The sequence below is a fragment of the Bradyrhizobium betae genome (assembly GCF_008932115.1).
In the GTDB taxonomy this organism is placed as follows: Bacteria; Pseudomonadota; Alphaproteobacteria; order Rhizobiales; family Xanthobacteraceae; genus Bradyrhizobium; species Bradyrhizobium betae.
In genome coordinates, this window is record NZ_CP044543.1 from 1,847,772 (window position 1) to 1,861,940 (window position 14,169).

Consider the following 14,169-nt stretch of genomic DNA (forward strand, 5'->3'; position numbering starts at 1 on the left):
CCGGAATTGAACCGCTATCCTCCCCCAGCCGACGAATGGTCGCTGCATGATGGGGGAACGATGATCCTGCAATCACTCGCCGGCCTGCCCGCCTTCCTGGTCTATTTCTGCACCGGCCTGATCGCGATCGTGGCGTATCTGTTCGTCTACACCCGCATCACCCCGCACGATGAGTTCCAACTGATCCGCGACAACGAGCCGGCCGCGGCGATCGCGCTCGGCCTCAGCCTGCTCGGCTTCGTGGCGCCGCTGGTCAGCGCGATCGCGCATTCGGCCAATGTGCTGGACTGCCTGATCTGGGCCGTGATCGCCCTGATCGTGCAGATCATCGTGCTGTTCCTGGTGAAGGTGCCGGTGCCGAACCTGTCGGCGCGGATCGCCGCCGGCGAGCTTGCTCCGGCGATCTGGCTCGGGCTGTCCTCGCTCGCCGCCGGCCTGTTGAACGCCGCCTGCATGATCTACTGACGTGATCAACTGACATGGCGGACAAATCCTCCAGCAAACAGTTCGGCAAACGCCGGCCGCCAGCCGAGCCGCCGCCGCGACCTCCGGCGAAGCGCTCCGGCCATGTCGCGCTGCTGGTGATGGGCACGATCGCGGTCGGCACCACCGCCTACACGCTGATGCCGCGGCAGCATTGCGAGCCCGCGCCCGCCGGCACGGACCCGACGGTGCAGGCGAGCACCGCGTGCAGCAGCAGCAGCCGCAGCTCCTCGAGCGGCAGCGGCGGCTCGTCGCGGTCGAGTTTCTTCAGCAGCGACTCTTCGAGCCACTCCTCGTCGGGAACGTCGTCCGATTCCGGCCATAGTAGCGTCACCCGCGGCGGCTTCGGCTCGTTTGCGCATGCGTTCGGATTTTCGGGGCACAGTTAAACCGCGCGGGATTGAGACACGTCAAATCCGCAGACGTGGCGGCTCTGTATCCTGAGCTTTGCTGACGCCCGGCATGGGCGGCAAAGTCGAGGTGCAATGATGCGTACAATCGTGACGACGGCACTCGCTCTTCTCGCGCTGACATCACTGACCGCCGCGGTGCAAGCGGCGTCCTGCCCGCCTGGCACGGTGCGGGTCTGCGAACCGGGCGCGCGCAACCGCCCTCCGGCCACGCCGGAGCGGTGCCGCTGTGAAAATACGCCAGGCAGTGGGAATTTGGGTGGCGGCGGCAAGGCCGAGATTCACAAGAAGAACGTGCCGACGGTGAAGCCGACCAAATCACCCGGCCCCAACAATTGAGCGCGGACCAGCCCACAGGCTGCAAGACCAGGCGCAAGACCAGGCGACTGACCCGAATGCACTGATTTTCCTCGAGCGCGACGGCAGAGATGCCATCGCGCTCGATGTCTTGATGCACACTCGCGGCGAGCGCGCCTCACGAACGCCGCGCGCGCATCGGCTCTATTGCGGTTTCTTCGTCGTCACCGGCTGCGGCGGCTCCGGCTGCGGATTCAGCCAGTTGTTGCCCTGCACCGGCTTCTTGCCCGCCATCGGCGGTTCGGGCTGCGGATTGAGCCAATTCGTCCTGGGGTGCTCGACCTTCAGACGCTTGGTTTTCTTCGCAGGCTTCGGCGTTGTCACCGTCGCTTGCGCCAACCTGACCGGCTGCTGCGCGCCGACCGGCGCCGTGGCGTCGGTCGGGCTCGCCGCGCTCGCGACGTTCAGGGCGGCAGCACAACTGACGCCTGTGATCGCGAGTGCCGTCAATATGAGCTTTGCACGCATCATCAGAGGTCTCCCTTATTGTTCGATCTGCCGGCGGATGCGCGGCGGGACCGGAGTCGGCCTGACCACCGGCCTTGGCGTGAAGCGCTTCGGTGGCACGACGACGCGCTTCGGCGGCGCCGGAACGACGACGACCGGCGGACGCCGCGGCGGCGGTGTGACGATCCTGCCGCGCTTGCCGGGAACGATGATCGGCGCCGGCAGATGCGGCGTGGCGGGTACGAAGGTCGTGCCTCCCGCGGGGACGCATTTGCGCTTCTCGGCATCGGGCTTCTGGCCGGCCGGACAGCACTGGCCGCCGGCCGTCGCCTGGCCTGCGCGACAGCACGAGCCGTTCGGCAACTGCACATAGCCGGCGAAGCAGGCGCCCGTGCTCGGCGCTGCATTCACGACGCACTTTCCTTCGACCAACGATTGGCCAGTCGGACAAGTGCATGCCGCCTTGACGCCGGCCACTGCACTGGCACCCGGACAGCACTCGCCGGTCAACGGATCGGTGGTCGTTCCCGGCGGGCAGCCGGCCAACGAGCCGCACGTGTTGTCGTTCTGCGGCTTGGTGCCGGCCGGACAGCAGGTGCCATTTGGCGTCAGCTGCTCGACCTTGCAGCCCTTGTCGAGCTGCGGTTTGCAGCCGCCGTCGGGTTGCGGCTTGGACCCAAGCGGACAGCATTGCCCCGTGGAGGAGAGCTGACCGGGGGGGCATGCGTTCTGCTGCGTACCGCAGCTGCCATCCGGTTGCGGCTTGGAGCCGGGCGGGCAGCACTGACCGCTCGACGACAATTGCTCGGGCGGACACGGCTTCTTCATCGGGTAGCAGCTTCCGTCCGGCTGCGGCTTGCTGCCGACGGGACAACAGATGCCTTTCGAGGACAACTGGCCTGGCGGGCAGCCCGGCTGCAGCGGCTGGCCGCATTTGCCGTCGGGTCCGGGCAGCATGCCGTTGGGGCAGCACTGATAGGCCGCATACGCCCACGACCCGCTCGGGCACAGCTGCTGGCAACTGCCGTCGAGGCCGGGCTGAGGGATGGTCGGCCATTGCGTCGGCGGACACGCCTTTCCCTGAGCCGTCGGCTTGCAGCCGAAGAAATTGCCCAACGGATCGGGCTCGAAGCCCACCGGACAGACCGGCGACTTGAACGTGGGACAGTGATAGCCGTTGCCGTCATACACCGCCTTCGAGCCGTCGAGGCATGTCAATTTCGACAGATCATTGGGGTCGAACGTATTCGGATCAAAGCCCGCCAGGCAGGCTTCCAGCTTGCCCGGATCGGTCGATCCATCTGGACACGCCGATATGCACTGGCCGTTGGGGCCCGCATAGGTTCCGATCGGACAGCACTGGAAACCGGGCTGTTGCGTGGTGCCGGGCGGACAGGCGCATTGATTGCCGGAACCGGGCGGGCAATCGAGCAGCGGCGGCTTCTGGCCGTGCAGGCGATACCAGAGATATCCCGGGAATAGTTCGACGCGCGGCCGGTACCAGCCCGGCAGATTGAATCCAGCCTGGCCGCAGACGCGCAAGATGGCGATGTCGCCGAGATGGCCGCGCGCGGTCGGATCCTGGAACTGGTCGTCGTAGTCGATGAAGTAGCTCTGCCACGGCGGCGCGTTGGCCGGCACCACGGCGGTGATGTCGTTGCCCTGCACACCATTCACTTCCGCCGGGCCGCCCGCTGCGAGCATCGCGGCGATGGCGGGATCGATTGCGCTGCGCAACTGCTCGCCGGTCGACCACAGGAACTGGCCGCAGGAGGCACGATCGACGCGGCCCTGCTCGTCGTAATTGAAGCCGATCGCCACGCCGCCATTGCCGTTGCGCATCTGGCGCGCAAAACCGATCGCATATTCATCGGCCTGCGGCTGCCATTGCGGCCCGACAGTGCCCGGCGGCACCGGCAAATAGCGCAACACGCGGCCAGTCGCCTCCGACGTCAGCACGTTGAAATCATAGGCGCCGCTCGGCGCAGCGCGCTCGGCGAGCAGCATGCGGCCCTGATCATCGAAAGCGATCTTGGAGATCTCGCTCGGGCCCGGACCGGCCGCGACGCCGACCTCCAATCGCGGATCGGCCCCGAATGTCGGCCCGATTGCCACCGACCAGATCTGCAGATCCCTGGCGACTGCGTAATAGAGGCGTCCGTTGCGGACGCCGAGACCGAAGATCAGGCGCTGCGGGTTCGCATAGCCCCAGGTCGCGGCATCGCCAGTTCGAAATTTCGGACTCGTAATGTCCAGACGCCCCGCGGGATCATACGGGACCGGCTGCAGGCCGGCTGCGCCGCGTCCCTGCACGCCGTGATCGTAACGGCCGCGCTCGTTTCCGGCCTGGTCGAACGCATGGATCATACCGGTGGCGCGGTCGGCAACAAACAGCGTCTTCGAGGCGGCATCAAAGGCAAGGCCTCCGAGCGCCGGACCGGGATTGGTTGCGCCTGCGAGCGTGACGTTGGCGAACAGCCGGACTTCACCGGTGACGCCGTCAATGCGCCAGATCGAACCGGGCCCGCCGCCAAGCTGCGCCGGTCCGAACAACCCCGGCATGAAGACCGCATTGGCCGCGCCTTGCTTGGCACGATTGAGCTGGCCTCCACTGCCTGGAATGACGATCGGCAAGCCGTAGACCGAGGTCGCCGCGACGAACACGTTCGGCGGCGTCGCATTGTCGAGCGCGACGCCAAACAGCTGGCCGGTCTGCCCGGCCGTCGCGGTGAAGGGTTTTGGCGCCGTCAGCAACTGCGCCTGCGGCGGTGCGCCCGGCGCCTGAAGGTCGAACACGCGCGCGGAAGGTCCGTTGAGATCGATGAAGGTCCTGTCGGCCGGATCGACACCCGGCGCGATCGTCGCCGGTAACTGGGCGCCGGCAAATCCCGTCACAACCGCATTGCCGTTGACAAGAATGCCGGCCGGCTGTGCCACGACCGCATCGCGATGGCCGCAGAAGGCGAGCAGCACGAGCGCCGCGACCGCGAACCTGACCGCTCCGGGCCTCAGCTTCGCATGAACTCGATGGTCATTCTGCCTGCGCGCCGTCGAAGGAAGCGTCTCGGATTGCATGGGCACTTTCCTCATTCTCGCGATGAGAGCCGGCCAGCAGAATTGATTTTATCGGCGTCAACAGACGCCCGCTTGTTGGGATCGAGACGAAGCCGCGGCAGGCCGACATTTCCTCACGCCGGGCCGTGATCCGGGTATCAACGTGGCAGAAAGGAAAGATCTGCACGTTGACACACATCAAGAGCGGCAGTCGCGCCGAGTTTGGAGATCGCAATATAATGCCGCGAATTGGAGGCTTTCGCTTGTCCTTGGGCCAGAAGGTGTTGGAAACTGCGCGGTAGGCCAGCCAGTCGGAGACCGCAATTCATGAAACGTTCGAGACGAGGCGTGCTCACCTTGACGGATGGAAGCCCGTTGCACGGGTTTCATGGCCACGGCCATGGCGCCCCTTGTCATGGCGGCGGCTGATCCATGCGGCGCATCGTCTGTCCCGAGCGCGACGATTGGCGGCTGACCGCCGCGCAATGCGGCTTCTCGTTCCATACCATCGACGGCGAGCGCTATTGGGACGAGAGCGCCTATTACGGCTTCACGCTCGACCAGATCGAGCGCGGCATCGAGACGCCGACCGGCGAGATCGACGCAATGTGCATTGAGCTTGCCGGCCGCGTGATCGGCGATGAGCGCAATCTGCGGCGTTTGAAAATTCCGGAAGCATCCTGGAGTTTGATCACCGAGAGCTGGGAACGCGACGACCGCAGCCTCTACGGCCGGCTCGACCTCAAGTTCGACGGCAAGGGGCCGGCAAAGCTGCTCGAATACAATGCGGATACACCGACCTCGATCTTCGAGGCCGCCGTGTTTCAATGGACATGGCTCGAACAGGCGATCGAGCGCCGTATCATTCCGGCACGAGCCGACCAGTTCAACTCCATCCACGAGCGGCTGATCGCGGCGTGGAAAGAGATTGCCGCCGGCCGCCATGTCCATCTCACCGGCACCACCGGCAACGAGGAGGACGCCGGCACACTCGCTTATCTCGAGGACACCGCGCGCCAGGCAGGGCTTTCGACCACGCTGCTCGACATCGAGCAGCTCGGCTGGCGCGACGAGCCCAGCGGCTTCGTCGACCTCGACGATCGCGACGTCGCGCTCGCCTTCAAGCTCTATCCATGGGAATGGATGTTCCACGATGCCTTCGGCGCAAAGCTTGCGGGCGCGCCGACGCGCTGGATCGAGCCACCGTGGAAGGCGGTGCTCTCCAACAAGGGCATCCTGCCGCTGCTCTGGGAGATGTTTCCAAACCACCCCAATCTGCTGCCGGCCTTCTTCGAGGACGATCCGCGCGCCGCCGAGCTCGGCAGTTCCTACGTTCGCAAGCCGCTGCTGTCGCGCGAAGGCGCCAATGTCACGCTGGTGTCCGGCGGCATGCCGCTCGACGCGCAGGCAGGTCCCTATGGTGCAGAAGGGTTCGTGCGGCAGGCGCTCGCGCCGCTGCCGAATTTTTCAGGCTTCTATGTCGTGGTGGGGAGCTGGCTGGTGAACCACCAGCCGTGCGGCCTGTCGATCCGCGAAGACGCGAGCCCGATCACGGGCAACGGCTCACGGTTTCTGCCGCACGCGATTTTGTGAGGCGCTCTGTCATTCCGGGGCGCGACAAAGTCGCGAGCCCGGAATGACGAGGAAAAGTTCATCTTGCCGCGGCGATCTTCAGCGATTGCGGCATCAATCCGCCCATGGGACGGCCGGACCGCGCGGGGTTGAGCTGATAGAGACCGCGACGGTCGGCGATGGGACGGAATGCATCGGTGATACCGACGACGGATTCGGCGGCCCCGAGCAGCAGCGTGCCGTCGGCCTCCATGCACTTCGCCATGCGCTCGAAGATCACCGCCTTGGTGTCCTGGTCGAAATAGATCAGCACGTTGCGGCAGAAGATCACGTCGAACGTGCCGAGATGGGAGAAGTCCTGCAGCAGATTGAGCTGACGGAACTGCACCATCGCACGAATATCGGCGTTGAGCTGCCAGATTTCGCCGACTTGCGTGAAATACTTCATCAGGTGCTGGATCGGCAGGCCGCGCTGCACCTCGAACTGGCTGTAGAGGCCGGCCCTGGATTTCTCCAGCACCTCCTGCGACAGATCGGTGGCGACGATCTCGATGCGCCAGCCGGCGAAGGCTGCGCCCATCTCCTTCACGCACATCGCGATCGAATAAGGCTCCTGCCCCGTCGACGACGCCGCCGACCAGATCCGCAACGACTTGCGCGCCGCCCTGGCCTGGAGCAGGCCCGGCAGGATGGTTTCGCGCATATGATCGAACGGAATCTTGTCGCGGTAGAAGAAGGTCTCGTTGGTGGTCATCGCTTCGACCACGTCGGTCGCAAGCCGCCCATCGCCGTTCCTGATCTTCAGCACGAGATCGGGAATGCCTGATAGGCTTGCCTTGCGGGCAAGCGGCAGCAGCCGGCTCTCGACCAGGTATTGCTTGTCGACGGAGAGATCGAGGCCGGAGCGCTCTTTCAGGAACTTGCGCAGATACTCGTAGTCCGCAGGCGTCACGTGCGGTCCCCCGCGAACAGGCGGTTGACCTTGGAACCGATCTGGTTGAGCGGCAGGATCGCCGAACAGATGCCGGCATTGGCAGCCGCGCCCGGCATGCCCCAGACGACGCTGGAGGCTTCATCCTGCGCGATCACGCTGCCACCGGCCGCGACGATGTCCTTGCCGCCGCGCATGCCGTCCGAGCCCATGCCCGTCAGGATCACGGAGAGGATGTTGCCGTGCCAGATGTCGATGGCGGACGTGAAGAGCGGATCGACCGCGGGCTTGCAGAAATTGACGGCGGGGCCGTCGTCGAGCGCGATCGCCGCGTCCGCGCCGTTGCGCACGACGCGCATGTGCTTGCCGCCGGGCGCCAGATAGATCCGTCCCGGCTTGACCAGCTCGCCGTCGACCGCCTCGGCGGCCGGCTTGCGGCTGGAGCGCGCCAGATGCTCGGCCAGAATGGTGGTGAAGGTCGGCGGCATGTGCTGCGTGATCAGCACCGGGAAGCGGTCGATCACCGGACCGAGCTCGGTGACGAGCGCCATCAGCGCCTGCGGGCCACCGGTCGAGGAGCCGATCAGCAGCACCTTCGGTGCCTGGCTCGAGAACGGGCGCGTGGTCACCGTGCCGGGGTACAGGGTGGACGCGGCCGGAGCCGGTGCGGGCGTGGCGGCCCGCGCCACGGCCGGTGCGCGTGCGGCCGGCGCAGCCGGGCTCGCCGGCGCCAGCGACGGGCTCGCGACCGCCGGCTTGCGCCGCAGCCGTGCGCCGAGATGACGGATCTTCTGGATCAGGTCGTGATGGAAGACGTCGGCCGCGGAGATCTCGCGGGTCGATTCCGGTTTCGGAATGTAATCGGCCGCGCCGAGCGACAGCGCCTTGAAGCTGATCTCCGCGTTGCGGCGCGTCAGCGTCGAAGCCATGATGATGACCAGATCGCGCTTCTTCGCCAGCAGTTGCGGCAGCGCCGAGATGCCGTCGAGCTCGGGCATTTCGATGTCGAGTACGGCGACGTCGGGATTGATGCGCTCGATCTGGTTGACCGCTTCGAGCCCGGTGCGCAGCGAAGCTGCGACCTCCATGTCGTGCTCGGCGCCAATCCAGCGCGAGATCAGGCCGCGAATGACGACGGAGTCGTCGACGATCATCACCCGCAGCGGTCCCGCTTCACGCGACGGGCTGGTGGTCGAATTACCTGCGAACGCAACACTCATCACTCACCAACTCAGACTGAAACGGTTCAGTTGAAAACAATCGCCGAAGGATCCGTTCAGCCTCCGGATGTTCGCTCAGATTAGTCCGACTTCCTGAAATTTCGCAGTCACGATGTCCTTGTCGAAGGGTTTCATGATGTATTCGTTGGCGCCGGCATGCAGCGCACGCGCGATATGCGCGACGTCGTTCTCGGTGGTGCAGAACACCACCTTGGGCTGGTCCCCGCCCGGCATGCGGCGCAAATGGCCGAGGAATTCGTAGCCGTCCATGACCGGCATGTTCCAGTCGAGCAGCACCGCGTCGGGAAGACCGCGCTTGCAGGCCTCCAGCGCCTTCTCACCGTCCTCGGCTTCGAGGATCTGGAAGTCGAGGCCTTCCAGGATCCGGCGCGCAACCTTGCGGATGACGCTGGAATCATCAACGACGAGACAAGTTCGCATGTGAACCTCTGCTTCCTATCCCCTTTGCGGGGAGCGCTTCCAATTACCGGCACGTCGGCGGCGACGCCGCCGCCGTATCAGGCCGCCATCATCTCGGGTGCAAGCTCGAGGACGCGATCGACGTCGAGCACGACCATGAGCTGTCCGTCGAGGCGGTGGACGCCGCCGGCGAGCTTGGCCATACGGGGGTCGAGGTTCACGGGGTTTTCTTCCATGCCGGCCTCGGGCAGGCGCAGCACTTCGCCGATCTGGTCGATCAGCAGGCCGTAGGATTCACCGCGAAGGTCGACACCGACCGCCATCGGGGTCTTGCCGTCTTCATCCTTGGGCAGGCCGAGGCGGGCGCGCATGTCGACCACGGTGACGATGCGGCCGCGCAGGTTCAGCACGCCGGCGATCTCGCGCGAGGACAGGGGAACGCGGGTGACGCGCTCGGGCATGAACACGTCCTGGACGCGGGAGATCGGCAGCCCGAACAGCTGCCCGCCGATCATCGCGGTGACGTATTCGACCATGGCGCCTTCGGCGGACTGGGTCTTCTTGGTCATAGGCGTATCTCCTGATCCCTGTCCTGCTCTTACGCCGCTGCCCGGTTCAGCTCGGAGGCGCCGGCGGCACCCGCGGTCTGTTCCTTCAGCGCCGCGATCAGACCGGGACGGTCGAACTTGGCGACATAGTCGTGGAAGCCGGCCTGACGGCCGCGCTCGATCGCCGCCGGCGACACCAGCGCGGAGAGGCCGATGATCGGCATCGCGCCCAGATTGCTGTCGGAGCGGATGGTCTCGGCGAACTCGAACCCGTTCATATCGGGCATCTCGATGTCGGTCAGGACCACGTCGAAGGTTTGCGCGCGGAGCGCAGCCAGGCCCTCCTGCGCGGTCGGCGCGGTGCGGACGCGGTAGCCGGCGGCCTTGAGGACGGGAGCCAGCATGTTGCGGAAGAACGCGGAGTCGTCGACCAGCAGCACCGACTGCGAGTGCATCGACGGCTTCATCTCCTTGCGGGTGAACCAGTCGGAGAACGCCATCGGCAGGAAGTGGCCGACGTCGATCACTTCGGTGGCCTGGCCCTTGATCACGGCCGAGCCCAGGATGCCCTGGCTGGCGCCGCCGACCTCGATGTTGAGCCGCTCCTCGACGATGTCGATGATCTCGTCGACGACGAGGCCCATGGAGCGGCCGTCATCGGAGAACACCAGGATCGGCTGCGCGCCCTGGCTTGCAATGGTGACGCTCTCCATGGCGACGAGCGGCATCAGCTGCTCGCGGTACTGCACCATGTAGCGGCCGTTGGAGAACTCGATCTTGTCGGCGGGGAGCTCTTCCAGGCGGGTGACGAGCCCGAGCGGGACCGCCTTGGGCTGGCTGGAGCCGGCGCGGAACACCAGCAGCGAGGTGGTCTGCTCGCCGCTTCCGATATGATGCGCGCCGTTCTCGTTGGCCATGTCATGGGCCGAGGAGCCGGCCGCGCCGAGTGCCTTGGCAATGCCGTTGGGGTCGATGATCATGATGACTGCGCCATCGCCCAGGATAGTGTTGCCGGAGAACATGTCGATGTGACGCAGCTTCGTCGACATCGGCTTGACCACGATTTCTTCGGTGTGGAACACGCCGTCGACGACGATGCCGAAGGTCTGGCTGCCGACTTGCGTCACCACGATGAAGCCGTTCTCGGGATCGGAGACGGCGCCGTCGTCGATCTTCAGGAGCTTCTTCAGATGGATCAGCGGCAGCAGCTTGTTGCGCAGCCGAAGCACCGCGGTGTCCTTGATGCGCTCGATGCGGTGCTCCGAGTTGGCGCGGGCACGGACGAGCTCGACCACCGAGAGCTGCGGGATCGCAAAGCGGTCGCCGGCGGCTTCCACGATCAGCGCGGAGACGATGGCGAGCGTCAGCGGGATCTTGATGGTGACCGAGGAGCCCTCGCCGGCCACCGACTTGATGTCGATGGTGCCGCCGATCTGGTCGATATTGGTGCGGACCACGTCCATGCCGACGCCGCGGCCGGAGACCGAGGTGATGGCGGCCGCGGTCGAGAAGCCCGGCGCGAAGATGAACTTGTGGATCTGGGCTTCGCTCATCTTCTCGAGCTCGGCCTCGGTGACGAGACCGGAGGAGATCGCCTTGGTCTTGATCTTGTCGGTGTTGAGGCCGCGGCCGTTGTCGGCGATGCAGATGATGATGTGGCCGCCCTCGTGATAGGCGGACAGGCGGATGGTGCCCTGCTCGCCCTTGCCGCTCGCCAGCCGCTCGGCCGGGGTCTCGAGGCCATGGTCGGCGGAGTTGCGCACCATGTGGGTCAGCGGGTCCTTGATCAGGTCGAGCACCTGGCGGTCGAGCTCGGTGTCGGCGCCGTGCATCTCCAGATCGATCTGCTTGCCGAGTTCGCTCGAGAGGTCGCGGACGATGCGGGGCAGCTTCTGCCAGGCATTGCCGATCGGCTGCATGCGCGTCTTCATGACGCCTTCCTGCAGCTCGGCGGTGACGTTGGACAGGCGCTGCAACGGCACCTTGAACTCGGTGTCCTCGTTGCGGCGGGAGATCTCCAGCAGCTGGTTGCGGGTCAGCACCAGCTCGGAGACCATGGTCATCAGATGTTCCAGCGTATCCACGTTGACGCGGATCGACTGGTTGGCGACGCGGTCGCCCTCGCCTGCGGCCTCGTCGGCCGCCGACTTCTTCGGCGCGGCCTTTTCCTTGGGCGCCTTTTCGTTGGAGGCCTTTTCGTTGGGGGCCTTGGCTTCCTTGACGACTTCCTTGGCAACCGGCGCCGGCGCTTCAGCGGCGGGCTCGGCCTTGACCTCGGCAACGGGGGCCGGCGCTTCGATCGGGGTCTCACGGAAGGCGCGCTCGAGCTCGTCGAGCGACACTTCGCCCGGACGCAGCGGACGCTCCAAAGTCTGGTCGATCAGCGTGCCCGAGGTCATCTCCTTTGCGGGCGCAGGCGCAGCGGCGGCCGGCGCTTCCGGCACCAGCGGCGGCGCTTCCGCAACGGGAGCAGCTGCTGCAGCCATCGCCGCCATGCCTTGCTCGACCATCGCTTCCAGCTGGTCGATGAGATCGCGGTCGGTGCCCTCGGGCTCGGCTTCGGTCGCCTCGAGACCGGCCAGGATCTCCTTGATCCGGTCGATCGAGACCAGAATCAGCGACACCGCATCCGCCGTCACCGGCATGCCGTCGCGGAATTTGCTCATCAGGGTCTCGCCGGCATGCGCCAGCGCTTCCAGCCGCGGCAGTCCGAGGAAGCCGCAGGTGCCCTTGATGGTGTGAACCAGGCGGAAGATGTTATCCAGGATCTTGGCGTTGTTCGGCTCCTGCTCGAACTTCACCAGCTGATTGTCGACGGTGTCCAGGCTCTCGCTGGTCTCCGTCAAGAACTCCCGCAACAGATCATCCATGAAAACAGGCCTTCATACAGGGAGGGCGCGCACGATTTGTGATGCGCCATTTCGGAATGAGGCCAGCTTCACCGCAAAGCGTTTAATAATGGTTGAGCATGTGGAAAAGAACGGAACCAACAAAGAGATAAGGCGCTACGGACAAGCCGCAGCGCCTTGTAAAGGATAGGTTAACGATTGCGCGCGACGGGCTTCGTTTACGAAGCGGTAATGGTGATGGCTTCGCCCTCATGCGCGAGCTTCACGGTGACCCCGCAAGCCTGTGCCAACAGCCGCGTATAATAAGGCTGGATCGCGTGCGCATCCGCAGCCGGCCCACGCTCGCCGCTCAGGAGCTCGGAGATGTTCTGCGGCAAGCGCGCATTATGTCCGGTCGCGGTGATGCGAAAGCTCATGGTCTCGCCGTCGCCGATCGGATCGACCTTGAGTATGCCGCCGCGCGGGATCGTGTGCTGGGAGACGACCAGCATGTTGAGCAGCAGCTTGACGCGATTCTTCGGCAGCAGCAGCCGCGGCAGATTCCACGTGATCGTGCACTTGCCGTCCTCGATGTGGCCGCGCGCCATGGTCTGGGCATCGCCGAGGTCGATCTGGGCGCCGGACGAGCCGGCCGCGCCGAAGGCGAGGCGGCAGAACTGGAGGCGGGCGGACGCCGTCTTGGCGCTCTTGCGAATCAGGTCGAGCGCGAACTCGCGATCCTCGGGCTTGGGATCGTCGTCGAGCACTTCGAGCCCATTGACGATGGCGCCAACCGGGCTGATGAGATCGTGGCAGACCCGCGAGCACAGCAGCGCCGCGAGTTCGAGCGCATCTGGGGCGGTAGCGGTGGCGGGTGACGAAACGTCAGACATAAAGGGTTCCTGGAATTGCACGGCGCGGACGCGGCGAATCACGCATGCTTGACGAATGCCGCAGGTTCTAACATTCGCAAGCCCGTGGCAGCTAGCTTGCGATCGGTTCGAAGCGGCCCTAAAGCCGCGGGCGAATCAGTCGCGTGAGGATGGAATTGCCGATGAATGAGGCATGCAGGTGAAGCGGATCATCGACGGCCCAGCCGCAGCCGGCCTGATGGAGCCGCTCACCGCGCTGGTGGTGAAGGCTGGCGAAGCGATCCTCGCGGTCAACCGCTCCGCAATGCGGGTCGACGGCAAGCAGGATGGCTCGCCCGTGACCGAGGCCGACCTTGCCGCCGACCGCATCATCGCGGATGGCCTGGCGCAGCTTGCGGGCGACGTGCCGACGCTGTCGGAAGAGCGAACCCACCTCGCCTCGCCGCCATTTCTGGACAGCTTCTTCCTGATCGATCCGCTCGACGGCACCAAGGAATTCGTCGCCGGCCGCGACGAGTTCACGGTCAACCTCGCTCTCGTCACCCAGGGCGTGCCGCTGCTCGGTATCGTCAGCGCGCCCGCGCTCGGGCTGCTCTGGCGCGGCATCGTCGGCTATGGCGCCGAGCGCGTCAGGTTCGACGGCGCGACCATCGGCGGCGCCGAGCCGATCCATGCCCGCCGGCTGCCGATTCCGGGCCAGCCCTGGATCGCGGCGGTGAGCCGCTCACATGGCGACCCCAAGACCGAGGCGTTCATCGACGGCCGGCCCAATGCGGTCAGAAAGACCGTCGGCTCGGCCGTGAAGTTCGGCCGGATCGCGGAGGGCAGCGCCGACATCTATCCCCGCTTTGGACCCACCTGTGAATGGGACGTCGGGGCCGGCTGCGCGGTGGTGACCGCCGCCGGCGGCCGGGTCACCGACGGCAAGGGCGGCGAGCTCCGGTTCGGCCAGCGCGGCGATACCGGCTTCATCATCCCGGATTTCATCGCCTGGGGCGACCCGCAGGCGGCAGGCAGCTACTGACGG

The 14,169-nt window shown here is 65.7% G+C and carries 13 protein-coding genes; 5 read left to right on the top strand and 8 right to left on the bottom strand.

The window, feature by feature from the left end:
• Positions 1 to 60: 60 nt before the first annotated feature.
• From F8237_RS08785 to F8237_RS08795, 3 genes are all read left to right on the top strand, one after another.
• Positions 61 to 465: a DUF350 domain-containing protein gene (locus tag F8237_RS08785; protein ID WP_039146000.1), complete on the top strand. Its 405-nt coding sequence runs from the start codon at positions 61 to 63 to the stop codon at positions 463 to 465.
• 14 nt (positions 466 to 479) lie between these two features.
• Complete coding sequence (locus F8237_RS36840) at positions 480 to 872, top strand: hypothetical protein (protein ID WP_151643779.1); 393 nt, start codon at positions 480 to 482, stop codon at positions 870 to 872.
• Positions 873 to 983: 111 nt separating this feature from the next.
• Positions 984 to 1,232 carry a hypothetical protein gene (locus F8237_RS08795; protein WP_162005950.1) on the top strand — a complete coding sequence of 83 codons (249 nt, stop codon included), beginning with the start codon at positions 984 to 986 and terminating at the stop codon, positions 1,230 to 1,232.
• Positions 1,233 to 1,394: 162 nt separating this feature from the next.
• Here F8237_RS08795 and F8237_RS08800 read toward each other — a convergent pair whose 3' ends face one another.
• Positions 1,395 to 1,721: a hypothetical protein gene (locus F8237_RS08800; protein ID WP_151643783.1), complete on the bottom strand. Its 327-nt coding sequence runs from the start codon at positions 1,719 to 1,721 to the stop codon at positions 1,395 to 1,397.
• A gap of 12 nt (positions 1,722 to 1,733) precedes the next feature.
• Positions 1,734 to 4,772, bottom strand: coding sequence for a hypothetical protein (locus F8237_RS08805; protein WP_151643785.1), 3,039 nt, complete (start codon positions 4,770 to 4,772; stop codon positions 1,734 to 1,736).
• Positions 4,773 to 5,183: 411 nt separating this feature from the next.
• Here F8237_RS08805 and F8237_RS08810 point away from each other — a divergent pair, with 411 nt between their 5' ends.
• Positions 5,184 to 6,344: a glutathionylspermidine synthase family protein gene (locus tag F8237_RS08810; protein WP_151643787.1), complete on the top strand. Its 1,161-nt coding sequence runs from the start codon at positions 5,184 to 5,186 to the stop codon at positions 6,342 to 6,344.
• 58 nt (positions 6,345 to 6,402) lie between these two features.
• On the opposite strand, the gene F8237_RS08815 is transcribed toward F8237_RS08810, so the two are convergent.
• The 6 genes from F8237_RS08815 to chpT all read right to left on the bottom strand — a co-directional run bounded on the left by F8237_RS08815 (position 6,403) and on the right by chpT (position 13,163).
• Entirely contained in the window at positions 6,403 to 7,275 is an 873-nt protein-coding gene (locus tag F8237_RS08815; protein ID WP_151643789.1) for a CheR family methyltransferase, read from the bottom strand.
• The gene (locus F8237_RS08820; protein WP_151643791.1) at positions 7,272 to 8,474 is read right to left on the bottom strand and encodes a protein-glutamate methylesterase/protein-glutamine glutaminase; all 1,203 of its coding nucleotides are present in this window, start codon (positions 8,472 to 8,474) and stop codon (positions 7,272 to 7,274) included. Before F8237_RS08820 ends, F8237_RS08815 begins: the two co-directional genes overlap by 4 nt.
• Positions 8,475 to 8,549: 75 nt before the next feature.
• Positions 8,550 to 8,915 carry a response regulator gene (locus F8237_RS08825; protein ID WP_007600538.1) on the bottom strand — a complete coding sequence of 122 codons (366 nt, stop codon included), beginning with the start codon at positions 8,913 to 8,915 and terminating at the stop codon, positions 8,550 to 8,552.
• Between the two features lie 77 nt (positions 8,916 to 8,992).
• Complete coding sequence (locus F8237_RS08830; RefSeq protein ID WP_151643793.1) at positions 8,993 to 9,463, bottom strand: chemotaxis protein CheW; 471 nt, start codon at positions 9,461 to 9,463, stop codon at positions 8,993 to 8,995.
• Between the two features lie 29 nt (positions 9,464 to 9,492).
• Positions 9,493 to 12,312 carry a hybrid sensor histidine kinase/response regulator gene (locus tag F8237_RS08835; protein ID WP_151643795.1) on the bottom strand — a complete coding sequence of 940 codons (2,820 nt, stop codon included), beginning with the start codon at positions 12,310 to 12,312 and terminating at the stop codon, positions 9,493 to 9,495.
• 197 nt (positions 12,313 to 12,509) lie between these two features.
• Complete coding sequence (gene chpT / locus F8237_RS08840) at positions 12,510 to 13,163, bottom strand: histidine phosphotransferase ChpT (RefSeq protein ID WP_151643797.1); 654 nt, start codon at positions 13,161 to 13,163, stop codon at positions 12,510 to 12,512.
• Positions 13,164 to 13,335: 172 nt separating this feature from the next.
• Between chpT and F8237_RS08845 the strand changes: the two genes are divergently transcribed.
• Positions 13,336 to 14,166, top strand: a complete 831-nt coding sequence (locus F8237_RS08845) for a 3'(2'),5'-bisphosphate nucleotidase CysQ family protein (protein ID WP_151643799.1) — start codon at positions 13,336 to 13,338, stop codon at positions 14,164 to 14,166.
• The last annotated feature ends 3 nt before the right edge of the window (positions 14,167 to 14,169 follow it).

Bases quoted from the DNA above. Each gene is read 5' to 3' on its own strand.
- F8237_RS08835 (WP_151643795.1), bottom strand. From the start codon at position 12,312: ATGGATGATCTGTTGCGGGAGTTCTTGACGGAGACCAGCGAGAGCCTG.
- F8237_RS08845 (WP_151643799.1), top strand. From the start codon at position 13,336: ATGCAGGTGAAGCGGATCATCGACGGCCCAGCCGCAGCCGGCCTGATG.
- chpT (WP_151643797.1), bottom strand. From the start codon at position 13,163: ATGTCTGACGTTTCGTCACCCGCCACCGCTACCGCCCCAGATGCGCTC.
- F8237_RS08785 (WP_039146000.1), top strand. From the start codon at position 61: ATGATCCTGCAATCACTCGCCGGCCTGCCCGCCTTCCTGGTCTATTTC.
- F8237_RS08820 (WP_151643791.1), bottom strand. From the start codon at position 8,474: ATGAGTGTTGCGTTCGCAGGTAATTCGACCACCAGCCCGTCGCGTGAA.
- F8237_RS08830 (WP_151643793.1), bottom strand. From the start codon at position 9,463: ATGACCAAGAAGACCCAGTCCGCCGAAGGCGCCATGGTCGAATACGTC.
- F8237_RS08800 (WP_151643783.1), bottom strand. From the start codon at position 1,721: ATGATGCGTGCAAAGCTCATATTGACGGCACTCGCGATCACAGGCGTC.
- F8237_RS36840 (WP_151643779.1), top strand. From the start codon at position 480: ATGGCGGACAAATCCTCCAGCAAACAGTTCGGCAAACGCCGGCCGCCA.
- F8237_RS08810 (WP_151643787.1), top strand. From the start codon at position 5,184: ATGCGGCGCATCGTCTGTCCCGAGCGCGACGATTGGCGGCTGACCGCC.
- F8237_RS08805 (WP_151643785.1), bottom strand. From the start codon at position 4,772: ATGCAATCCGAGACGCTTCCTTCGACGGCGCGCAGGCAGAATGACCAT.
- F8237_RS08825 (WP_007600538.1), bottom strand. From the start codon at position 8,915: ATGCGAACTTGTCTCGTCGTTGATGATTCCAGCGTCATCCGCAAGGTT.